This window comes from Amycolatopsis sp. NPDC089917 (assembly GCF_040684635.1).
GTDB lineage: Bacteria > Actinomycetota > Actinomycetes > Mycobacteriales > Pseudonocardiaceae > Amycolatopsis.
Genome location: NZ_JBFBGL010000080.1, coordinates 8,432 through 30,236, shown reverse-complemented (window position 1 = coordinate 30,236; position 21,805 = coordinate 8,432). Strand labels below are relative to the sequence as shown.

Below are 21,805 nucleotides of genomic sequence, written 5' to 3'. Positions count from 1 at the left end.
GAGAAAGGCGAGGTCGGCTCGGTGAACGCCCTCAAGCGGACTTTGTCCGGGCGGTTCGCTGGAGTCATAAGGCCAGTATCGCGCCCGGAACATCACCTCGGGCTCAGACACGACGCCACACTTGTCTTACTTCTCGATAGCCCGAATCGCCACTCACGCCCACCCCGCACCGAAACCTCACCGCCGCGCGGCCGGTTGGACGACACGCTCGTAGCCGGGGCCTGCCGCGAGTCGTCCGTCTGGACACGCGTGTCGTCCCTCCAGTCACGTGTGTCGTCCGTCCAGTCACACGAAACCACGACCACCCGCACCGAAGGCATCCTCAGCGTTTGAGCGTAAAAGCGAAGTCCTCGGACACCTTCCCCCGCAACCGCACCGCCGAGACCACCTTCCCCTCCTCGATCAATCTCTCGACCTTGGCCCGCGAAAGGCCACACCCTTCCGCGATCAGCCGCACCGGCCGGACCGGGATCCGCGCCGCGAAGTGAACCGAGACTTCGAGCGGGTCCCCGGGAACCGACTCGCCGGTGTCGAGCCGCCAGGCGCCTTCCCAATCGAGGGCGACGTGGTTACGGCGGAGTACGGACGGATCGGCGAGCAACTCGGCCGCCAGACCGAGGTCGTTCTCGTGCAGCCGGTTCAGCAGTGCCGGTCGCACGGAACGCACGTTCACCCGCTCCAGGATCGTGAGCTTCGCGGTGTCCCCGCACGCGACACAGCGCACGAGGAGCCAGACGTCGATGAGCTTGTGGTTGGCGTTGACCCGGAATTTGCCGTTCGCCCGGAATCGGTCCGACCCGCAAGCGTGGCAACGGCGCAGGATCAAGGGCAGGCAGGTGGGTACGACCACCCAGTTTTCGAGCACAGGAATACACCCGTTCCAGTGAGAAGTCCGCAGCAAAAAGAGGCGCGGCGCGAAGACGCGACGCGCGACGAAATCAGCGCTCGGGAGGTCTCACAGGGTGTACAACGGCAGGCCCTCGGCTCGACGACGTGGTCCGGCAGCACGGTAATGGCGCCGGAGGGACCGCTCCACCGATTTTCGGGCAAAACGAAGGCCCCCTGACCGAAGCCAGGAGGCCTTCAGGCCAAAGCTAGGCGCGCGCGTCCTCCTTGAGCATGTCCGCGCACTTCTCGCCGATCGCCATCGTCGTGATGCACGGGTTCACCGCGACCAGGAACGGCATCGCCGAACCGTCGGCGACCCGCAGACCTTCGACGCCGCGCACCCGCAGTCGCGCGTCCAGCACGGCCGAGGGATCCCCGTCGCCGCCCATCTTGGCGGTGCACGAGGGGTGATAGACCGTGTTGTGCGTCTTGCGCAGGTAGTCCGCGATCTCGTCGTCGGTCTTGACGTCCCTGCCGGGAGCCAGTTCCGTGCCCGCCCATTCGTCCAGGGCGGGCTGTTCGGCGATCTTGCGGGCCAGTTTGATGCCGTAGGTCATCACGCGCATGTCATGCGGATCGCTGAAGTACCGCGGGTCGACCTTCGGCTTGTCCCGGTAGTCACGGCTGCGCAGCCGCACGGTGCCGGTCGACCGCGACCGGGTGACGTTCGGCGTGAGGCAGAAGCCGTTCTCCGTCGTCGGGTAGCCGTGCCGCAGGGTGTTCATGTCGAAGGGCACGGAGCCGTAGTGGAACATCAGGTCGGGCCGGTCGAGACCGTCCTCCGTGGTGGTGAAGATGCCGATCTCCCACCATTGCGTGGATTCGGTGGTCATCGGTTGCAGCGCGTCCCACTGGATGACGCCTTCGGGGTGATCCTGCAGGTTCTCGCCGACACCGGGGGAGTCCACCAGGACGTCGACACCGACCTCGCGCAGATGCGCCGCGGGGCCGATTCCCGACAGCATCAGCAGTTTCGGCGTGTCGATCGCGCCAGACGACAGGATGACCTCGCGCCTCGCCCGCAACGGAACCCCGTGGATCAGGTCGTCGGCCAGATACTCCGCGCCGATGCAGCGTTTGCCGTCGAACAGCAGCCGCTTGACCCGGGCGCCGGTGATGATCTCCAGATTCGGCCGCCGGCCGATGATCGGGTGCAGATAGGACACCGACGCCGACGAGCGCGTGCCGTCCTCGCGCGCGTTGATCTGGAACCAGTTCGCGCCGTGCGTCACGGTCTTGCCGGAGTTGAACTCCGTCCGCGGGATGCCCGCCTGCTCGCAGGCCTGCAGCAGCGCGACGCCGGTCGGGTCGTTCGGCGGCACCGACCGGATGGTCACCGGGCCCGAGCGGCCGTGATGGTCGCCGGGACCGTCGTTGGTCTCAAGACGTTTGTAGAGCGGGAAGACGTCCTGCGCCGACCAGCCCGGCAGGCCGAGCGACGACCATTCGTCGAGGTCCTCGGCGGGCGCCCAGAACGCGATGCACGAGTTGTGCGACGAGCAGCCGCCGAGCACCCGCGCGCGGGCGTGGCGCAGGAACGAGTTGCCGGATTCCTGCGGTTCGACCAGGTAGTCCCAGTCGTAGCCGGATTCCAGCAGGCCCATCCACTTCGTCAGCTCCAGCACCGCCGGATCGTCCACATCGGACGGCCCGGCCTCCAGGAGGGCCACGGTGACGTCCGGGTCTTCCGAGAGTCTCGCCGCGACCACCGAACCCGCCGTCCCGCCGCCGACGACGATGTAGTCGAACTCTCCGGTCACTGTGCTGCCTCCTCGGGATGTGCTTCCGCGGCGTGATCGGCCAGGACGCCGGTCTTGTGCCGCAGGACGAACCAGTAATACGCGAAACCGACGACCGCCACCGCGCCGACGAACAGCACGGCCCCCCATTCGAGGTACCAGTGATACGGCTCGGTCGCGTTGTAGACCTCGCGCCGCGGCCAGGCCAGGTTCACCACGATCGCGCCGCCCCACAGCACGCCGAGGATGTTGACCGGCAGCCCCAGCTTGCCGAGGGAGAAGTATTTGGCTCCCTCCACCTTCGGCGGCGGCCACTGCCCGCGGAAACGCTTGACCAGCATCGGGATGGTGACCAGCAGGTACGCCAGGTAGATCATGATGATGCCGATGCTGGTGATCACCGTGAAGATCTGCGGCTGGCCGACGTTGACCACCAGGATCAGCACGGCGATCACGCCGGACACGATCGCGGGGACGACCGGCGTCTTCGTCTTCGGGGAGACCCGCGCGAGGTGCTTGCCGGCGGGCAGGTTGTTGTCGCGGCCCATCGCGAACATCATCCGGATCGACGCCGACTGCACGGCCAGGTTGCACACGGTGATCGCGATGACCACGGCGAGCAGGAAGATCGTGCCGACGGTGCTGCCGAGCACGTCGAGCACGATGAACTGCAGGCCGCCGGTGGCGATCTCCGGGTTGTTGATGTCGCCCACGGCCATCAGCGCCAGCAGCAGGATGAGCCCGCCGATGACGAACGACGCGATCAGCGCGCGCAGGATCGCCTTGGGCGCGTTCTTGCGCGGGTCGTGGCTCTCCTCGCCGAGCGAGCTGGCGGTGTCGAACCCGTACATGACGTAGGTCGAAGCGAGGGAAGCGACCAGGAACGCCCCGAAGTAGCCCCACGGCTGGTCGGCGCCGGTGTTGTTGGTCTGCATGACGACGTCGGGGCCCCGCGTGATGTTCACCGCGAGCGCCACGATCAGCAGGACCGCGGCGACCAGTTCGATGAACACCCCGGCGCTGTTGATCCGCGCCATCAGCTTCACGCCCCAGGCGTTCACCAGGGTGGTGAACAGGATCAGGGCGGTGCCGAGGATGACCGCGTTCACCGCGCTGTCGCCGGAGAAGGAGAAGAACGACGAGATCTGGGGGAGCGTGATCTGATACGCCAGCGCCACGGCCGCGATGCTGACGATGGACGCGGTGAGCATCATCCAGCCCGCCAGCCACGCCACATGCGGGCTGCCGAGCCGTTTCGACCAGTTGTAGATCGAGCCCGCCACCGGGTAGTGCGCCGCCAGTTCGGCGAACGACAGCGCGACCATCAGCTGGCCGACGAACACCATCGGCCACGACCACCAGTAGGCGGGCCCGCCGAAGCTGAAGCCGAAGTAGAACAGCTGGAAGGTACCGGTCAGGATCGAGATGTAGCTGATCCCGGCGGCGAAGGTGTGGAAGTTGCCGAGTGTTCTTTCGAGTTCCTGTTTGTAGCCGAAACCGGCCAGGCCGTCATCGGAAGGAGTGCTCATCGGCAGTTTCCCATCTTTAGTTGGATGCTGCGGGCTCCCCGGAGAACCAGCGCTGTGGTGCGGGCCGGAGGTTCTGGTAGATGTGCTTCGCCTCCGTGTACTCGGCGAGTCCGGTCGGGCCGAGCTCGCGCCCGAAGCCGGACTGCTTGTAGCCGCCCCACTCCGCCTGCGGCAGGTACGGGTGGAAGTCGTTGATCCAGATCGTGCCGTGCCGCAGCCGGTTCGCGACCCGCTGCGCGCGGGAGGCGTCCGAGGTGAACACCGCGCCCGCGAGGCCGTAATGCGTGTCGTTGGCGATGCGGACGGCGTCGTCCTCGTCGGTGAAGGTCTCGACGGTGAGCACCGGGCCGAAGGACTCGTCGACGACGGCGCTGCTGCCCTGCTTCACGTTGTCGAGGATGGTCGGCAGGTAGTAGTGCCCCTTCGCGAGTTCGCGATCGTCGGGACGTTTGCCGCCGGTGCGCAGGACGGCGCCCTCTTCCAGCGCCCTCGCGACGTAACGTTCGATCTTTTCGAGATGGGCGGCCGAGATCAACGGACCGGTTTCAGCCTTCGGGTCGAAAGGTCCACCCAGTCGGATCAATTCGGCGCGGCGGACGAGCTCGCCGACGAACTCGTCGTGCCACTCCTCCTGGACGATCAGCCGCGCGCCCGCTGAGCAGACCTGCCCGGAGTGGAGGAAGACCGCGGTCAGCGCGTAGTCGACGGCGGTGTCGAAGTCCGAGTCGGCGAAGACGACGTTCGGGTTCTTGCCGCCCAGCTCCAGCGCGACCTTCTTGATGGTGGCCGCGGCCGAGGCGGCGATGATCTTGCCGGTCGCGAGGCCGCCGGTGAAGGACACGAGGTCGACGGCGGGATGCTCGGACAGCGGCGCCCCGGCCTGCGCCCCGGCGCCGAGCACCAGGTTCGCGACGCCGCCGGGCAGCCCGGCCTCGGTCAGCAGCTTCATCAGCATGATCGAGGTGTGCGGGGTCAGCTCGCTGGGCTTGAGGACGAAGGTGTTGCCCGCCGCGAGCGCGGGGGCGACCTTCCAGATGGTCTGCAGGAGCGGGTAGTTCCACGGCGTGATCAGCCCGCAGACGCCGACCGGCTCGTGGACGATGCGGCTGAACGCGTCCGGGTCGCCGGTGTCGACCACGCGGCCGGCGTCGTTCGCGGCGAGCTTGCCGAAGTAGCGCAGGCACGCGGCGATGTCGGCCATGTCGTATTCGCTCTCGACCAGCCGTTTCCCGGTGTCGAGCGACTCGGCGCGCGCGAAGGCCGCGGCGTCGCGGTCGAGCAGACCGGCGGCCTTCAGCAGCAGGTCACCGCGTTCGGGAGCGGGGGTGGCGGGCCACGGGCCGGTGTCGAAGGCCTTCCTCGCGGCGGCGATGGCCGCCTCGGTGTCCTCACGGGTGCCTTCGGCGACCTCCGCGACCAGAGAGCCGTCAGCGGGGCAGCGGATCTCCCGGCGGCCACCGCCGACCGCGTCGACCCATTCGCCACCGATGAAAAAATCCGCCATCAAGCCACTCCAACCAGGCTTCTGCTCAACCGTCGATCAGCGATTATCGCGGGCACCCGATGTGACCGCTACTTGGCAAAAGAGACCATGTTCACACCGTCGGGTGCCGTGTGGTGATTTTCTGACATGTGACCCGTGACGCGGGGGACGGAAGACTCTCAGCCGCCCTCCGTAGACTGGCCGGAACGGCGGAAGAGGAACCAGGCGAGGTGGGAGAGTGACGTTGCTGGAGTCCGTGCAGGGACCGGCCGACTTGAAGCGGATGAACCCGGAGCAGCTCGGCGAGCTGGCGGCGGAGATCCGGGACTTCCTCGTCGAGAAGGTGCGGCTCGCCGGTGGTCACCTCGGCCCGAACCTGGGTGTGGTCGAGCTGACGATGGCGCTGCACCGGGTCTTCGACTCGCCGAGTGATGCCATCGTGTGGGACGTCGGTCACCAGGCGTACGTGCACAAGATCGTCACCGGTCGCCGCGACGGCTTCGACAAGCTGCGCCAGCTCGGCGGCCTCACCGGCTACCCGGCGCGCGGTGAGAGCGAGCACGACCTCGTCGAGAACAGCCACGCGTCGACCGCGCTGTCCTATGTGGACGGTCTGGCGAAGGCGTTCGAACTCGGCGGTGGCGGCAGGCACGCGATCGCGGTCGTCGGTGACGGCGCGCTGACCGGCGGCATGTGCTGGGAGGCGCTCAACAACATCGCCGCGAACCCGCGCCGCCCGGTCGTCATCGTCATCAACGACAACGGCCGCTCGTACTCGCCGACGATCGGTGGCGTCGCGGACCACCTCGCGTCGTTGCGGCTCAAGCCGGGTTACGAGCGCGTCCTGGACCGCGGCAAGGAAATGCTGCGGCACACGCCCATCGTCGGCAAGCCGATCTACGCGGCGCTGCACGCGGCGAAGGCGGGGCTCAAGGACGCGCTGAGCCCGCAGATGATGTTCTCCGACCTCGGCCTCAAGTACCTCGGCCCGGTCGACGGGCACGACCTCGCGGCGCTGGAGAAGGCGTTCCAGAGCGCCCGCGACTTCGGCGGCGCGGTCATCGTGCACGTGGTCACCGAGAAGGGCCACGGCTACGAGCCCGCGGTCACCAACCAGGCCGACCAGATGCACCAGACCGACCCGATCGACCCGGAGACCGGCCTGCCGCCGGTCAAGGGCCCGAGCTGGACCGGCGTCTTCGCCGACGAGCTGGTCAAGATCGGCGCCGACCGCGAGGACGTCGTCGCGATCACCGCGGCCATGCTGCGGTCGACCGGACTGCACAAGTTCGCCGAGGCGTACCCGGACCGCTGGTACGACGTCGGCATCGCCGAACAGCACGCGGTGACCTCGGCCGCCGGTCTCGCGATGGGCGGCAAGCACCCCGTCGTCGCCGTCTACTCGACGTTCCTGAACCGGGCGTTCGACCAGGTCCTGATGGACGTCGCGCTGCACCGCCAGCCGGTGACGCTGGTGCTGGACCGGGCGGGCATCACCGGACCGGACGGGCCGAGCCACCACGGCATGTGGGACCTGTCGCTGCTGGGCATGGTGCCGGGCATGCGGGTTGCCGCGCCGCGCGACGCGGGCACGCTGCGCGAGGAACTGCGCGAGGCCGTCGCGGTCGAGGACGGGCCGACGGCGCTGCGGTTCTCCAAGGGCGGCGTCATCGACTCCGTGCCCGCCGTGGAACGCGTCGGCGTGGTGGACGTGCTGCGCAAGCCGACCGGTGACGCCGACGTCCTGCTCGTAGCGGTGGGCGCGTTCGCGATGCTCGGGCTCGCCGCCGCGGACCGGCTGGCGGACCAGGGCATCGGCGTGACCGTGGTGGACCCGCGCTGGGTCGTCCCGGCGCCCGCCGAGCTGGTCGCGCTGGCCGAGCAGCACAAGCTCGTCGTGACCGTCGAGGACAGCGGGCGGCACGGCGGTTTCGGGTCCGCGCTGTCCGCGTTGTTCCGTGACGCCGAATGCGACGTCCCGCTGCGGGATCTCGCGGTGCCGCAGGTGTTCCACGACCACGGTTCGCGCGAGGAGGTGCTGGCCCGGGTCGGGCTGACCGCGCAGGACGTGGCGCGGCGGGTGACCGAGTGGTCGGCGAAGCTGTCCAGCGGGACGCCGGCGCCGGAGGACACGCGCCGCTGAGTCGCAGGCAGGTCCGTGAAGGCCTCTTTGAGGGACCCAGAGTCCCTCAAAGAGGCCTTCACGGACTCGGCGATCGCCACGTTCGTCCCATATGCACCAGCAGTCGCAGCGACTGCGCGTGAAGGCCCCCTTCACGCGGCTCAGCCGAGGAAACGCGACCTTCGCTCCTTACTGAGGTACATGAAGGCCCCCTTCCTTGCGATAGGCGCAAGCAAGGGGGCGTTCATGTACTCCGGTGGGGTAAGAGCGCCGGTACCGAGTCGGTACTTTCGCGTGACTGGGTGGACGGCACGTGTGATCAGGCGGACGACACACGTGTCCAGACGGACGACATGCTCGCGGCCGGGGCCCGCCGGTCACGCGAAACCGGCGGATCGTAGGTACCTAAGACGCCATCGGCCCTGACCCGAATCGCCACTCACGACCCACTGGTCACGCCCGCCAGACCGTGCCCCGCCGCTCGTACTCCAGCACCACCTCGGTCCGCTGAGCCGCCTGCGCACCCAAGAAGCGCTCCACGAGCCAGAGCGACACCTCGAGACCCGCAGTGATCCCGCCTCCGGTGATCAGATCGCCGTCGTCGACGACGCGCGCGTCGATCACCTTCGCGCCCTGAGCGGCCAGATCCGCCTTCGCACCGTTGTGCGTCGTCGCGTTGCGGCCCTTCGTCAGGCCCGCCGCGGACAGCACCATCGTCCCGGTGCAGATCCCGACCGGCAGTGCCCGCGACGCGGCGAGACGGCGCAGGAAACCCTTGTCCGCGTTGAGCCGGTGCATGCCGGGGCCGGTCCGGTCGGTGTAGCCGCCGCCGGGCACCACGAGGACGTCGGCCTCGCCCGGCGACCAGGCACGCGGGACTTCGACGGTCGTGCCGTAGGTGCAGCGCACGGGACCCGGCCGTACGGCCACGAGCGAAGAAACCACGGCGCCGCCGGTGAGTTTCCCGGCCAGGCCGAGCACTTCGACGGGCGCGACGAAGTCCTGTTCCTCCACGCCGTCGTACATGAGGATCTGCACCCGCAACGGGGACGCGGCCGTGGCGGCGGGCACGGTGACTCCGGCGGCCAGACCGGCGGACAAGGCTGAAGCACGCAGAAAAGTTCGGCGCTGCAAGACGACCTCCCAGGTGATGTACCCAGTGGTCGTGCGGAAAGTGCCTCAGGTTCCCACGATCCGGCCGACCGCGCGGACGACGAGGTCGCGGCTCGCGATGGGGGAGGTGAAGCCGAGGATCGACAGGTGGACGACGAGGCTCAGCAGTTCCTCGGCGTCGAAGTGGTCCGGCACGGAACCCGTGCGCTGGGCGGCCCGGATCGCGGCCACCTTGTCCGCGTGTGCCCGGACCTCCGCTTCCGGAACGGCGTCGAAGCCGTTCTCCAGCCGCAGCCAGCCCATGAGCCGCATGACTTCGGGATGCTCCAGGTAGCGGTCGAACAGTCTGCCCGCGTAGCCGGGCAGGTCGTCCGGGGTGATCGGGACGGCTTCGATCGCCGCGTCCACCTGTTCCTGCACGACCGTTTCGAACAGGTATTCCTTGCTGCAGAAGTAGGCGTAGATCAGCGCCTTGTTGGCGCCCGCGTTCTTCGCGATGCGATCCACCCGCGCGCCCGCGATGCCGTACGTCGCGAACTCGGTGGTCGCCGCGTCCAGCAGTTTCCGCTTGGTCGCTTCCTTGTCCCTGACCATGCGACCCAGTCTAACTAACTGGTTGGTTGACAGCCAGCCGGGGAGCGTGGCAACCTGAACTGGCAACCAACCAGTTAGTTAGGAGAGGGACATGAAGGTCGCACTGGTCACGGGCGCCTCCGCGGGAATCGGCGAAGCCACCGCCCTCGCGCTGCGGGACGCGGGCTACACGGTCTACGGCGCCGCGCGGCGCGTCGAGCGGATGGCCGGACTCGCCGAACGCGGGGTCAAGGTCCTCAAGATGGACGTCACCGACGACGCGTCGATGGTCGCGGGCGTCGAGCGGATCATCGAGGAATCCGGCCGCATCGACGTCCTGGTCAACAACGCGGGCTACGGCTCGTACGGCGCCTTCGAGGACGTGCCGCTCTCGGAGGGGAAGTACCAGTTCGAGGTCAACCTGTTCGGCCTCGCGCGGCTGGTCCAGCTGACCACGCCGCATATGCGCGCCCAGGGCTCCGGCAAGATCGTGAACATCTCGTCGATCGGCGGCAAGATCTACGAGCCGCTCGGCGGCTGGTACCACTCGACCAAGTTCGCGGTCGAAGGCCTGAGCGACTCACTGCGGCTGGAGCTCAAGCCGTTCGGCATCGACGTCGTGGTGATCGAGCCCGGCGCCATCAAGACCGAATGGGGCGGCATCGCCGTCGAGAACCTGTTGAAGACCTCGGGTGACACCGCCTACGCGCCGCAGGCCAAGGCACTGGCGAAGTTCTTCGGCCAGGCCGAGCGCGGCTCCCACCCGAAGGTGATCGCCGACGTCGTCATGAAGGCGGTCCGGGCCCGGCGCCCGAAGACCCGCTACGCCGCGGGGCTCGGGGCGAAGCCGATCCTGTTCGTGCGCCGGGTTCTCCCGGACCGTGCCTTCGACGCGATGTTCCTCGGGGTACTGCGCCGGTTCGCCTAAACCGCGACGGCCGGTTCCGTGACGGGCTCGGCGTACGAGTAGACCTCTCGCGGTTCGGGGAAGAGCTTCACCAGCACCGGATACGCGATCGCCGCCGTGCACAGCGTCACCACCATGCTGATGTCGACGCCGCCCGCGATGTCCTTGAACGGTCCGGCGATCATCGGGGTGTTGGCGGTCAGCAGGCCCAGCGTCGTCGCCGGGATCCACGCGGCCATCGCGCGCCAGTTCACGCCGCGGGTGAACCAGTAGCGCCCGCCCTTGCGGCCCTGGTTGAACACCTGGAGGTCGTCCGGGTCGTAGAACCCGCGCCGCAGCACGAACCCGATCATCATGATCACCATCCACGGCGAGGTGCACAGCACGATCAGCGTGGCGAAGGCGTTGATGCTGGAGACCATGTCCAGCACGAAATTGCCGACGAAGATGAACACCACGCTGAGCGAGCCGATCAGCAGCGTCGCCTGCACGCGGCTCAGCTTTACGAAGATCGAACTGAAGTCCAGCCCGGTCCCGTAGAGCGACGTCGTGCCCGTCGACAGCCCGCCGATCAGCGCGACCACGATCAGCGGGATCGCGTACCAGAGCGGGGAGATCGCGGTCAGGCCGGTGATGTAGTCGGCCGGATCCGCGACCAGGGTCGCGGTGGCGATGCCGAACCCGAACGGCAGCAGCGTCGCCACCTGCGCCAGGAACGGCGCGGCCAGCAGGGAACGGCGGCTGTGGCGCGCGGGGATGTAGCGCGTCCAGTCGCCGAGGAACGCGCCGAACGAGATCGGGTTCGCCATCGTGGTGAGCGCGGCGAGGATCCAAGTCGGCCAGAAGTCCCCGAGCGCGTAGGTGCCGGTCCCGGCGAACCCGGGGTCGAACGTGCCGCCGTAGGCGATGATCCCGAGCAGCATGATCGCCGTGCCCAGCACCACGGCGACCCGGTTCACCAGCAGCATGAACCGGTAGCCGTAGATGCACACCACCAGCGTCGCGATCGCGATGACGCCGTACGCGACACCGCGCAGCACTTCGCCGCCGTCGAAACCGAAAAGCCGTTGTGCCGCACCGGCGACGGCGTCACCGCTCACCCAGACCGAGATGGCGAAGAAGGTGATCGCCGTCAGCAGGGAGAGGAAGGAGCCGACACAGCGGCCGACGACGCCGAAGTGCGCGCCGGAGGAGACCGCGTTGTTGGTCCGGGTGAGCGGTCCGAACAGCGACATCGGCGAGAGCACCAGCGCGCCGGCGACCACACCCGCGACGGTGGCGGCCACCGCCGCCCAGAAGCTCAGGCCGAAGGCGATCGGGAGGGTCCCGAGGATGATGGTGGCGAAGGTGTTCGCGCCGCCGAACGCCATGCGGAACAGGTCGCGCGGACGCGAAGTCTGTTCCTCGGGCGGGATCGGCGCGATGCCGTGCTGCTCGACTTCGGTGACCTTGTCACCCATGGGGACCTCCGGCTAAAAGCTTCAGGCGAAGCGGGTCATGACGTGCTTGACGCGGGTGTACTCGGCGAAGGAGTAGGACGAGAGGTCCTTCCCGTGGCCCGAGTGCCCGAAGCCGCCATGGGGCATTTCCGAGACCAGCGGCCCGTGGGTGTTGACCCAGACGCAGCCGAAGTCGAGTTCGCCCGAGACACGGGTCGCGCGTCCGAGGTCGTTGGTCCAGATCGACGACGCCAGCCCGTACGGGACGCCGTTGGCCAGGCGCACCGCTTCGTCCTCGTCCACAAAGGACTGGACGGTGATCACCGGGCCGAAGACCTCCTCCTGCACGATCTCGTCGTCCTGCTTCAAGCCGGAGATCACGGTGGGGGAGAAGAAGAATCCGCGGTCGCCAGCCGGGGCGCCGCCGGTCTCGACGCGGGCGTGCGACGGCAGCCGTTCGACGAGCCCTCGGACCCGGCCGAACTGCGCCTCGCTGTTGAGCGGGCCGAAGTCCGCGCCGGGCTTCTGCGCGGCGGCGGCCTTGGTCAGCTCCGTGACGAACTCGTCGTGGATCGCCGCGTCCACCAGCACCCGGCTGCCCGCCGTGCAGTCCTGCCCGGCGTTGTAGAACGCCGCGCCGACGATGCCCTCGGCCGCCTCGGCGAGGTTCACGTCGCCGAAGACCAGCAACGGCGCGTTCCCGCCGAGTTCCAGGTGCGTGCGCTTGAGGTCGGCCGCCGCGACGGTGGCGACGTCGATGCCGGCGCGGGTCGACCCGGTGATCGACACCAGTTCGGTGATCGGGTGCTTCACCAGCGCGCGGCCGGTGTCGCGGTCGCCGCACAGCACGTTGAACGCTCCCCGCGGCAGGAATTCCGCCGCGACCTTCGCCAGCAGCACGGCCGTCGACGGCGTGGTCTCCGCGGGCTTCAGCACGACGGTGTTGCCCGCCGCCAGCGCCGGGGCGATCTTCCAGACGCCCATCATCAGCGGGTAGTTCCACGGCGCGATCTGCGCGCAGACGCCGACCGGCTCGCGGCGGATCGCCGAGCTGTGCCCTGGCAGATACTCGCCCGACGCGGTGCCTTCGAGCTGCCGAGCCGCGCCGGCGAAGAACCGCAGCGCGCTGACGCACTCCGGGATCTCCTCCTCCAGCACGACGGCGCGGATCTTGCCGGTCTCGCGGATTTCGAGCTCGGCGAACTCCTCCGCGCGGGCCTCGACCGCGTCGGCGATCTTCAGCAGCGCGAGCTGACGTTGCGCGGGAGTGCTCCTGCGCCACACCTTGAACGCGCGTTCGGCGGCCTCCAGCGCGGCGTCCACATCGGACCGCTCGGACAGCACGCTGGTGCCGAAGACCTCGCCGGTGGCGGGATCCACCAGATCGAGCGTGCGGGAGCCCGCCGCCGAAACCTCGGCGCCGTCGACGAAATTGAGGACCTGAGTCATTTCTTCTCCAGGTGGGTCGGCTCGAACATCTTCAGCAGGGCGGGCAGGACGACCACCGACGGGCCGGGTGTGCCCAGCGCGTCGGCCAGGTCCTTCCCGATGGTGTCCAAAGAGGACACCGTGGCGGCGACGCCGAAGGACTGCGCCAGCGCGGCGAAGTCGGGTCGCGCGAGCTCGGTGGCGGTGGACTGGCCGAAGGCGCCGGTCAGGTATTCGCGCAGGATGCCGTAGCCGCCGTCGTCGATGACGAGCCACGTCACGTTCAACCCGTGCTGGACCGCCGTGGCCAGCTCCGCGACGCCGTACATCGCGCCGCCGTCGCCGGACACCGCGAGCGCCGGGCCGCCGGTCGCCGCGGCGCCGCCGAGCGCGCCGGGCAGGCCGTAGCCGAGCCCGCCCGCACCCTGCGCGGTGTGGATCGGCGCGCCTTCGGGGTTCCACGCTGACCATGCCCAGTAGGCCGCGATCGTCATGTCCCAGAACGTCTGCGTGCCCTCGGGGACCGCCGCGCGGATGTCGTCGATGAGCTTGCGCTCGGCTTCGAGGGGCTGGCCGTCGAGGCGTTCGCGTACCTTGGCCAGCAGATCCGCCACCGCGGCTTCGGCGGCGCCGTCGGACTGGCGGAACGGCACCTGCTCCAGCAGCGCTTGCAAGGCGAGCCGGACGTCGGCGTGGATGCCCAGCGCCGGGTAGTTCGACTCCAGTTTCCCGAGATCGGCCTCGACCTGGATCAGCCTGCCGCGCGGGGCGAACTCGCGGTAGTTGCTGGACAGCTCGCCGAGCCCGGAACCCAGCACCAGCAGCACGTCCGCGTCCGACAGGAACTCGGTGCTGTGCCAGTCCTCAAGCCAGGACTGCCCGGAAAGCTCGTGGTCCCAGCCGAAGACGCCCTTGCCGCCGAACGTCGACAGCACCGGCGCGCGCAAAGCCTCCGCGAGCGCCTTCAGTTCCGCCCGTGCGCCCGAGCGCAAGGTGCCGCCACCGGCGAGGATCACCGGATTCTTCGCCGCGCCAAGGAGATTCGCGGCCTCGGTGACGAGCTCCGGCAACGGGGCGAGTGGAGCGGGCTGTGCGGTCACCGAGGTGATCCGCGGCAGATCCGTCCGCGCCAGCAGGACGTCCTGCGGGATCTCGACCCAGACCGGGCCGTAGGGCGCTGTCGCCGCCGATTCCCACGCCTCGCGCAACGCCGTCGGGATCTGGCTGACGGTGCGCACCACGTGCACCGACTTCACCACGTCGCGGAAGCTGGCCTGCTGATCGGGCAGTTCGTGCAGGTAGCCGTGCCGTCCGCCGCCGAGCCCGGCGACCGGGATCTGGCTGGAGATCCCGAGCACCGGGACCGACGCAGCCCGGGATTCCTGCAGCGAAGCCAAAGTCAGCAGCGCGCCGGGACCGGTCGACACGATCATCGGCGTCACCGGGACCGGGCCTTCGGGATTCGCCGCGAGCCGGGCACGGGCGTGCCCGTCGGCCGCGAACGCCAGGTTGTTCTCCACCCGCGAGCTGATGACGCGCAGGTCGTCCGTGCGCCGCAACGCTTCGAACAGGCCGAGCGCGTGCTGGCCGGGCAGGCCGAACACGGTGTCCGCGCCGAGCGCGTGGAGGGTTTCGACGACTACGTCGCCGCCTATCCGTTCAGTGCTGGTCATGCGCCCTTCCCCAAACTGAGCAGGCTCACCAGGTCGTAGGCGACGTGGGAAGCCGCGATGGCGGTGATCTCGGCATGATCGTAAGCCGGGGCCAGCTCCACCACATCGGCTCCGATCAGGTTGCAGTCCCGCAGCCCGCGCAGGATCTCCAGCAGCTCGCGGCTGGTCATCCCGCCCGCTTCGGGGGTGCCGGTGCCCGGGGCGTGCGCGGGGTCGAGCACGTCGATGTCGACCGAGATGTAGAGCGGGCGGCCGCCGATGCGCTGGTGCAGCGCGTCGACGGTCTCGGCGACCCCGCGGCGCATGACGTCGCCGGAGGTGACGATGCCGAATCCGAGGCGGCGGTCCTCTTCCAGGTCCCGCTTGCCGTACAGCGGGCCGCGCGTGCCGACGTGGGACAGCGCTTCGGTGTCGAGGAGGCCTTCCTCGGACGCCCGCCGGAACGGGGTGCCGTGCGTGTACGGCTCGCCGAAGTAGGTGTCCCAGGTGTCGAGGTGCGCGTCGAAATGCAGCAGCGCCACCGGTCCGTGCTTCTTCGCCGCCGCCCGCAGCAGCGGCAGCGCGATCGTGTGGTCGCCGCCGACGGTCACCAGCCGCGTCCCGCCCGCGGTCAGCGCCTCGGCCTCGTCCTGCAGGGTCTCGATCGCCTCGCCGATGTTGAACGGGTTGAGCGCGATGTCGCCGGCGTCGACCACCTGCGTTTCGGCGAACGGCGAAACGTCGAGTTCCGGGTGATACGGCCGAAGGAGCCGACTGGCCTCACGGAGCGCGGCGGGGCCGAACCGGGCGCCGGGGCGGTAGGACACCCCGGCGTCGAACGGTACCCCGACGACGGCGACGTCCGCGTGCTCGACCTGATCGAGCCGCGGCAGCCTCGCGAAGGTCGCGAATCCGGCGAACCGGGGCACCCTCGAAGAGTCGACGGGTCCGATCGGGCTTTGCTCAGCCACGGTATCTCCTTGGTGTGAAGGGGTTTCAGGACTGTGAAGCGGCGAGTTTCGCCTCTTCTTCTTCGGCGGCCGCGCTGCCGTTCAGGCGGCGGGTCCACACGGTGAGGATCTCGTCCGAGGTACGCGGGGTGAGGAAACTGACCACCAGGTACACCGCCAGGCTCGACCCGAGGCCCCAGTAGATCGGGCTGTTGGCCTCGACGCCGTCGACGACCATGAACGTGATGACCACGACGGTACCGACGACCATCGACGCGAGCGCGCCCTGACGGGTGCCGCGTTTCCACGCGAGCCCGCCGATGATCGCGACCAGCAGGCCGCCGACGAGGATGTCGTAGGCGATGGTCAGCGCGTTGACGACGTCGTCCACGATCATCGCGATACCGATCGCGACCAGGCCGAGGACCAGCGTGGTGACGCGGTTCCTGGCGACCTCGTCGACGGCCTTCTTGAGGCCCAGCTTGGAAAGCAGGTCCGAGGTGCTGACCGTGGAGCAGGCGATGAGCGCACCGCTCGCGGTCGACATCATCGCCGACAACGCCGCCGCGAGCACCAGGCCGCGGATCCCGGCGGGCAGCTGCTCCTCGACGATGGTCGCGAACGCGTCCTGCGCGCTGGCGATGTTCGGGTACAGCGCCTTGGCCGCGGTGCCGATCAGCGCGCCGGCGAGGCCGTAGACCAGGCAGTAGACGCCGGAGATCACGCCGCCGCCGGTGGCGATGCCCGGCGTCCGCGCGGTGAACACGCGCTGCCAGATGTCCTGGCCGATCAGCAGCCCGAAGCTGTAGATGAGGAAGTAGGTGAAGATCGTGTCGCCGCCGATGGCGGTCAGTTCGAAGTAGCTCTCGTCCAGCCGCGCCGCCATCCCGTCGAACCCACCCGCCGAGACGATCGAGACCGGCAGCAGGATCAGCAGGATGCCGATGGTCTTGATGACGAACTGGACGATGTCGGTCAGCGTGATCGACCACATGCCGCCGAGCACCGAGTAGAGCACCACGATCGACCCGCCGATGGCGATGCCCGCCCAGCTCGGGACGTTGAAGAGGACCTTGAAGATGGTGGCGAACGCCAGCGTCGAGGTGACGGTCAACATCAGCGTGTAGCCCCACATGACGACGCCGGAGATCGCGCTGGTGGAGCCGCCGTAGCGCAGGTCGAGCATCTCGCCGACGGTGTAGACGCGCAGCTTCACCAGCCGCCGCGCGAACAGCGTGTGGAGGACCAGGATGCCGACGCCGATCGCGATCACGAGCCAGGCGCCGGAGATGCCGTAGGTGTAGCCGAGCTTCACGCCGCCGACCGTCGAAGCGCCGCCGAGGACGACCGCGGACATCGTGCCCGAGTACATGAACCAGCCGAGGCGACGGCCCGCGACCAGGTAGTCGGATTTGGTCTTGGCGAGCCGCAGCCCGAACCAGCCGACGCCGATCATGCCCGCTATGTAGAGCGCGATCACCGCGTAGTCACCGGCCACGGTGTCCTCCTTGCCTTGGGGCTGTTCGCTTCGTTCGGGTCACCGTAGGTTCGTTCGCAGCTTGAACGACATGGGATGATCCATCCGAAATCCGGTGAGAACGAGGATGGAATGACCCGAACCAGCGATCCGCTCGACTCGGAGGTGAATGTCCCGTTACGGGCCGTGGTCGGCAACCCGGAACTGGCACTCGACCCGGTCGTGGAGACCCTGCGGCCGGGCGCGCTCGACGCCCCGGTGCGCTGGGCGCACGTCAGCGAGCTGCGGGACCCGGCGCCGTACCTGCTCGGGGCGGAACTGCTGCTCACCGCCGGGGTGAACCTGCCGGAGGAGCCGCCCGAGATCGACCGTTATGTCCGGCGGCTGGCCGACAGCGGGATTTCCGCGCTCGGGTTCGGGCTCACCCCCGGCGCCTACGAGACGTTGCCGCCGTCGCTGCGGACGGCGTGTGTCCGGCACGGCCTCCCGCTGCTGATCGTCCAGCCGCGGACGCCGTTCCTGGCGATCAGCCGGGCGGTGTCGGTCGCGCTCGCCGAGGCCGGGCAGCGCGAACAGCGGCGGATCGCGGGCGCGCGCGAGGCGCTGACCAGGGCCGCCGGTGACGGACTCGGCGAACTGGCGAGCGCGCTGGCCGGACGGCTGCGAGCGTGGGTGGCGCTGGTCGGCGTCGGCGACGTCCTCGCCGCCGACCACGGCACTCCGTCACCGCTGCCCGAGGAGGTCCGGGAACTGGTCGCCACGCTGCGGGCGGGCCGGGGGATCCGCAGCGCGACGACGGAACTGGCCGACGGCACGCACGTCGTCGCGCAACCGGTGTACCCGCAGGCGACGGCGTCGCATCTGCTCGTGGTCGGCCGCGTCGTGCGGTTCGACGGCGCGGACCGCGCGATCCTGTCGGTCGGGGCGGCGCTGCTCGGCCTGGCGGGCCGCGCGGGTTCGGACGCGGCCGGACTGGGCGCCACCGCCACGGCGTTGCTGCTGGGGGAGACCGGCGCGGCCGGCGAGGACGAACGCCGCCTGGTCGCCGGGATCGCCTACCGGCGCGGCCCGAGCGAGGCCGCCGCGCGCTACGACTGGCTGCGCGCCCGGCTCGACACCCCGCTGGTGCGGCTGCTGCCCGGACCGAGGTTCACCGCGATCGTCCGGGAGGCGCCGGACATCGGCGATCTCGACCGGCTGCGCGCCGACGGCTGGCTCGCGGTCGTGGGCTCGCCCGTGCCGCCCGGCCGGCTCCCCGACGCGATGGGCGAAGTCGAGTTGCTGCTCGCGCGGGCAGGCGCGCTGGGACGGCCGGTGGTGGCGGAAGGCTCTTCGGGGCTGGACGCGCTGATCGCCCCGGACGCGGCCGCCGGGTTCGCCGCCCAGGCGCTGGCGCCGCTGCGCGAACTCGACACGAAAGGGGACCGGGAGCTGGTCGAGACGCTGCGGACCTGGCTCGCGCACCACGGCGGCTGGGACCGGACGGCCGCCGAACTGGGCGTGCACCGCAACAGCGTCCGGCACCGGATCGGGCAGATCGAACGGGCGCTGGGGGTGGATCTGGCGGATCCGGAGACCCGGATGCGACTGTGGTTCGCCCTGCGCTGGTCCGGCGGTACGGATGGTTCTCTCGCTTTCGCGACGCTTCCGAACCTGCCACCCGACAGGACACCCGCCAGGCCTGAATAGCCGTTCCTGCCATTCACGAGTCCCATAAGGTCACTCTCAGGTAAATGTGGCAACGTAGGGTCGTGCGAATTCTGGTAGTCGAAGACGAAGAACCCCTCGCCGACGCGATCGCACGCGGCCTGCGGCGCGAGGGGATGGCGGTGGACATCGCGCTCACCGGTGACGACGGGCACGAGAAGGCCGCCGTCACCCGGTACGACGTCGTGCTGCTCGACCGCGACCTCCCCGGCATGTCCGGTGACGACCTGTGCCGCGAGATCGTCGCGTCCGGCGAGCTGACCCGGGTGCTGATGCTCACCGCGAGCAGTTCCGTTTCGGACCGGGTCGACGGGCTTTCCCTCGGCGCCGACGACTATCTAGCCAAGCCGTTCGCCTTCCCCGAACTCGTCGCGCGGGTGCGCGCGCTGGGCCGCCGGGCGACCCCGGCCGCGCCGCCGCTGCTGACTTCGGGCGACGTCGAACTGGACCCGGCCCGGCGGACCGTCCGCCGGGCGAGCGGTCCGGTCGAGCTGACCCGCAAGGAGTTCGGCGTGCTGGAGGTGCTGCTGTCGGCCGCCGGTTCGGTGGTCAGCAGCGAGGAACTGCTCGAACGCGTGTGGGACGAGAACGCCGACCCGTTCACCACCACCGTCCGGGTCACCGTGATGACGCTGCGGAAGAAGCTCGGTGAGCCGGGCATCATCGAGACCGTCGTCGGCTCCGGCTACCGGGTTCCGGAGCAGGGGAACGCGCGGGGGTGAACCTGTCCGGTGCCCGCAGCCTGCGCGCGCGGGTCACGTTGCTCGCGACCGGGCTGGTGGCGCTGGTCAGCGTCCTGTTGCTCTGGCTGACCTGGAACCTGGTCGGGGACGCCGTTTCCGCCGTTCCGCAGCTGCCGCCGGGCACCACGGTGCGGGTCGACGGCGTCGACGTCGACGCGTCCGCCGTCACCGAGCATCTGCGGGTGTACGCCCGGAACCGGGTGCTGCTGTTCGGCGCGGTCGCGTTCTGTTTCGTCGTGCTGGCGGCGGGGATCCTCGCGTGGACGTTCACCGCGCGGGTCCTGCAGCCGCTGCGCGAGATCACCGGGACGGCGCGGCGCCTGTCGATCGAATCGATGGGGGAGCGGATCGGCGAGGTCCGCACCAAGGACGAACTCGCCGAGCTGGCCGAGACCTTCGACGACATGCTCGACAGGCTGCAGGCCGCGTTCGACGCGCAGCGGCACTTCGTCGCGAACGCCAGTCACGAACTGCGGACACCGCTCGCGGTCATCCGCACCGAACTCGACGTCACCCTGGCCGACGAGCACGCCGACGAAGCCGAGTTGCGCCGGATGGCGGGTGTCGTCCGTGACGCGACCGAGCGAGCCGAGCGGCTGGTCGGTTCGCTGCTGCTGCTCGCGCGCACCGACGGCGCGGGACTGGTCGCCCGGGAACCCGTCGATCTCGCGGTGATCGTCGCGAGCGCGTGGCGCGCGGCCCGGCCGGACGCGGAGAAACGCGGCCTCCGCGTCGAGTTCGCGACCCCGGGGGCGCCGACGTTCGGCGATCCCGCGCTGCTGGAACGGATCGCGGGCAACCTGCTGGAGAACGCCGTGCGGCACAACGTCGACGGCGGCTGGCTGGACGTCGTCACGCAGGCCGGTCCACAGTGGTCGGTGCTGCGGGTGCGGTCGTCCGGCGGGCTGCTCGACCCGGCGGCCGTCCCCGAACTGTTCGAACCGTTCCGCCGCGCCGGCGTCGCCAGGACCGCCCGCACCGGAGCCGGGCTGGGACTCTCGATCGTGCGCGCCGCCGTCCAGGCCCACGGCGGCACGGTGTCGGCGGAACCCGTTGTGGGCGGCGGTCTTTCGGTGACCGTCCACCTCCCCGCTCTGCCCTGATCGGCGGCCGGGGTTACCGTTCAGGCATGGTTCCCAGTATTCGGCTGAACAACGGAACGTCCCTGCCCCAGCTCGGGTTCGGGGTGTACAAGATCGGCGACGACGAGGTCGTCCGCGCGGTCCGCACCGCCATCGAGGCGGGTTACCGGGCCATCGACACGGCGACCCTCTACGCCAACGAACGCGGCGTCGGCGAGGCCGTCCGCACCAGCGGGCTGCCGCGTGAGGACCTGTTCGTCACCACGAAACTGTGGAACACCGAGCACGGCTACGACTCGGCGTTGCGCGCCTTCGACACCAGCATGGGCGAACTCGGCCTCGAGTACGTCGACCTGTACCTGATCCACTGGCCGCTGCCGTCGCAGGACAAGTACGTGGAAACGTGGCGGGCGCTGGAAAAGATCGCCTCCGACGGCCGCGCGAAGGCCATCGGCGTCTCGAACTTCCAGATCCCGCACCTGGAGCGGCTGATCGAGGAGACCGGGACCGTCCCCGCGGTGAACCAGATCGAGTGCCACCCGTGGCTGCAGCAGCCGCTGCTGCGGGAGTTCCACGACAAGCACGAGATCCTCACCGAAGCGTGGAGCCCGCTGGCGCGCGGCGGGGAGCTGCTCGCCGACGAGAAGATCACCACGATCGCGGAGAAACACGGCAAGACGCCGGCGCAGGTCGTGCTGCGGTGGCACATCGAGATGAACCACCTGGTGATCCCGAAGTCCGTGACGCCGGAACGGATCAAGGCGAACGTGGACGTCTTCGACTTCGCCCTCGACGCGCACGACACCGCCGCGATCGCGACCCTGGAGCAGGGGAAGCGGCTGGGACCGGACCCGGACACGCTGGGGTCGTAGCGCTTCCGGAAGTGTCAGGAAAGGGTCGTTCAGGACGTTTTTCGTCCGGGTCCACGCCGACCATGTACCGCACCTCGACGTGGTCGCTGCGCCTCAGCTTC

17 protein-coding genes are annotated in these 21,805 nt (G+C 69.4%); 6 read left to right on the top strand and 11 right to left on the bottom strand.

Annotated features, from left to right (window positions below):
* Positions 1-322: 322 nt before the first annotated feature.
* From AB0N89_RS36365 to AB0N89_RS36350, 4 genes are all read right to left on the bottom strand, one after another.
* Complete coding sequence (locus AB0N89_RS36365) at positions 323-865, bottom strand: DUF1062 domain-containing protein (RefSeq protein WP_364214683.1); 543 nt, start codon at positions 863-865, stop codon at positions 323-325.
* A 229-nt stretch (positions 866-1,094) separates the two neighbouring features.
* Positions 1,095-2,648: a GMC oxidoreductase gene (locus AB0N89_RS36360; protein ID WP_364214680.1), complete on the bottom strand. Its 1,554-nt coding sequence runs from the start codon at positions 2,646-2,648 to the stop codon at positions 1,095-1,097.
* A complete protein-coding gene (locus tag AB0N89_RS36355) occupies positions 2,645-4,156 on the bottom strand; it encodes an amino acid permease (RefSeq protein ID WP_364214677.1) in 1,512 nt (503 codons plus the stop codon). The genes AB0N89_RS36360 and AB0N89_RS36355 overlap by 4 nt, the downstream gene beginning before the upstream one ends.
* A 16-nt stretch (positions 4,157-4,172) precedes the next feature.
* Positions 4,173-5,660, bottom strand: coding sequence for an aldehyde dehydrogenase family protein (locus tag AB0N89_RS36350; RefSeq protein ID WP_364214674.1), 1,488 nt, complete (start codon positions 5,658-5,660; stop codon positions 4,173-4,175).
* 217 nt (positions 5,661-5,877) lie between these two features.
* Here AB0N89_RS36350 and dxs point away from each other — a divergent pair, with 217 nt between their 5' ends.
* On the top strand, positions 5,878-7,782 hold the full coding sequence (dxs, locus tag AB0N89_RS36345; protein ID WP_364214671.1) for a 1-deoxy-D-xylulose-5-phosphate synthase: 1,905 nt from the start codon (positions 5,878-5,880) through the stop codon (positions 7,780-7,782).
* A gap of 432 nt (positions 7,783-8,214) precedes the next feature.
* Here the strand turns inward: dxs and AB0N89_RS36340 are convergent, their stop codons facing one another.
* Both AB0N89_RS36340 and AB0N89_RS36335 read right to left on the bottom strand, forming a co-directional pair.
* Positions 8,215-8,862 (bottom strand): DJ-1/PfpI family protein, encoded by a 648-nt coding sequence (locus AB0N89_RS36340; RefSeq protein WP_364214669.1) that lies wholly within the window; start codon positions 8,860-8,862, stop codon positions 8,215-8,217.
* A 78-nt stretch (positions 8,863-8,940) separates the two neighbouring features.
* Complete coding sequence (locus tag AB0N89_RS36335; protein WP_364214666.1) at positions 8,941-9,468, bottom strand: TetR family transcriptional regulator; 528 nt, start codon at positions 9,466-9,468, stop codon at positions 8,941-8,943.
* Between the two features lie 91 nt (positions 9,469-9,559).
* Between AB0N89_RS36335 and AB0N89_RS36330 the strand changes: the two genes are divergently transcribed.
* Positions 9,560-10,375, top strand: a complete 816-nt coding sequence (locus AB0N89_RS36330; RefSeq protein ID WP_364214663.1) for an oxidoreductase — start codon at positions 9,560-9,562, stop codon at positions 10,373-10,375.
* Here AB0N89_RS36330 and AB0N89_RS36325 read toward each other — a convergent pair.
* The 5 genes from AB0N89_RS36325 to AB0N89_RS36305 are packed head-to-tail and all read right to left on the bottom strand — an operon-like array spanning position 10,372 to position 17,321.
* Positions 10,372-11,814, bottom strand: coding sequence for a cytosine permease (locus tag AB0N89_RS36325; RefSeq protein WP_364214660.1), 1,443 nt, complete (start codon positions 11,812-11,814; stop codon positions 10,372-10,374). The genes AB0N89_RS36330 and AB0N89_RS36325 overlap by 4 nt on opposite strands.
* 21 nt (positions 11,815-11,835) lie before the next feature.
* Positions 11,836-13,242, bottom strand: a complete 1,407-nt coding sequence (locus AB0N89_RS36320) for an aminobutyraldehyde dehydrogenase (protein WP_364214657.1) — start codon at positions 13,240-13,242, stop codon at positions 11,836-11,838.
* A complete protein-coding gene (locus AB0N89_RS36315; protein WP_364214654.1) occupies positions 13,239-14,894 on the bottom strand; it encodes a thiamine pyrophosphate-binding protein in 1,656 nt (551 codons plus the stop codon). Before AB0N89_RS36315 ends, AB0N89_RS36320 begins: the two co-directional genes overlap by 4 nt.
* On the bottom strand, positions 14,891-15,844 hold the full coding sequence (speB, locus tag AB0N89_RS36310; RefSeq protein ID WP_364214651.1) for an agmatinase: 954 nt from the start codon (positions 15,842-15,844) through the stop codon (positions 14,891-14,893). The genes AB0N89_RS36315 and speB overlap by 4 nt, the downstream gene beginning before the upstream one ends.
* Positions 15,845-15,869: 25 nt before the next feature.
* Complete coding sequence (locus AB0N89_RS36305; RefSeq protein ID WP_364214648.1) at positions 15,870-17,321, bottom strand: sodium:solute symporter; 1,452 nt, start codon at positions 17,319-17,321, stop codon at positions 15,870-15,872.
* Between the two features lie 111 nt (positions 17,322-17,432).
* On the opposite strand from AB0N89_RS36305, the gene AB0N89_RS36300 reads away from it, so the two are divergent.
* The 4 genes from AB0N89_RS36300 (at position 17,433) to AB0N89_RS36285 (ending at position 21,704) form a co-directional block, all read left to right on the top strand.
* Positions 17,433-18,989, top strand: coding sequence for a PucR family transcriptional regulator (locus AB0N89_RS36300; protein ID WP_364214645.1), 1,557 nt, complete (start codon positions 17,433-17,435; stop codon positions 18,987-18,989).
* A 62-nt stretch (positions 18,990-19,051) separates the two neighbouring features.
* Entirely contained in the window at positions 19,052-19,729 is a 678-nt protein-coding gene (locus tag AB0N89_RS36295) for a response regulator transcription factor (protein ID WP_005156940.1), read from the top strand.
* Positions 19,726-20,853, top strand: a complete 1,128-nt coding sequence (locus AB0N89_RS36290) for a HAMP domain-containing sensor histidine kinase (RefSeq protein ID WP_364214642.1) — start codon at positions 19,726-19,728, stop codon at positions 20,851-20,853. The genes AB0N89_RS36295 and AB0N89_RS36290 overlap by 4 nt, the downstream gene beginning before the upstream one ends.
* Before the next feature lie 26 nt (positions 20,854-20,879).
* The gene (locus AB0N89_RS36285; protein WP_364214639.1) at positions 20,880-21,704 is read left to right on the top strand and encodes an aldo/keto reductase; all 825 of its coding nucleotides are present in this window, start codon (positions 20,880-20,882) and stop codon (positions 21,702-21,704) included.
* Positions 21,705-21,805 lie beyond the last annotated feature (101 nt).

Bases quoted from the DNA above. Each gene is read 5' to 3' on its own strand.
- AB0N89_RS36355 (WP_364214677.1), bottom strand. From the start codon at position 4,156: ATGAGCACTCCTTCCGATGACGGCCTGGCCGGTTTCGGCTACAAACAG.
- AB0N89_RS36350 (WP_364214674.1), bottom strand. From the start codon at position 5,660: ATGGCGGATTTTTTCATCGGTGGCGAATGGGTCGACGCGGTCGGCGGT.
- AB0N89_RS36335 (WP_364214666.1), bottom strand. From the start codon at position 9,468: ATGGTCAGGGACAAGGAAGCGACCAAGCGGAAACTGCTGGACGCGGCG.
- AB0N89_RS36330 (WP_364214663.1), top strand. From the start codon at position 9,560: ATGAAGGTCGCACTGGTCACGGGCGCCTCCGCGGGAATCGGCGAAGCC.
- AB0N89_RS36325 (WP_364214660.1), bottom strand. From the start codon at position 11,814: ATGGGTGACAAGGTCACCGAAGTCGAGCAGCACGGCATCGCGCCGATC.
- AB0N89_RS36320 (WP_364214657.1), bottom strand. From the start codon at position 13,242: ATGACTCAGGTCCTCAATTTCGTCGACGGCGCCGAGGTTTCGGCGGCG.
- AB0N89_RS36315 (WP_364214654.1), bottom strand. From the start codon at position 14,894: ATGACCAGCACTGAACGGATAGGCGGCGACGTAGTCGTCGAAACCCTC.
- AB0N89_RS36300 (WP_364214645.1), top strand. From the start codon at position 17,433: ATGACCCGAACCAGCGATCCGCTCGACTCGGAGGTGAATGTCCCGTTA.
- AB0N89_RS36285 (WP_364214639.1), top strand. From the start codon at position 20,880: ATGGTTCCCAGTATTCGGCTGAACAACGGAACGTCCCTGCCCCAGCTC.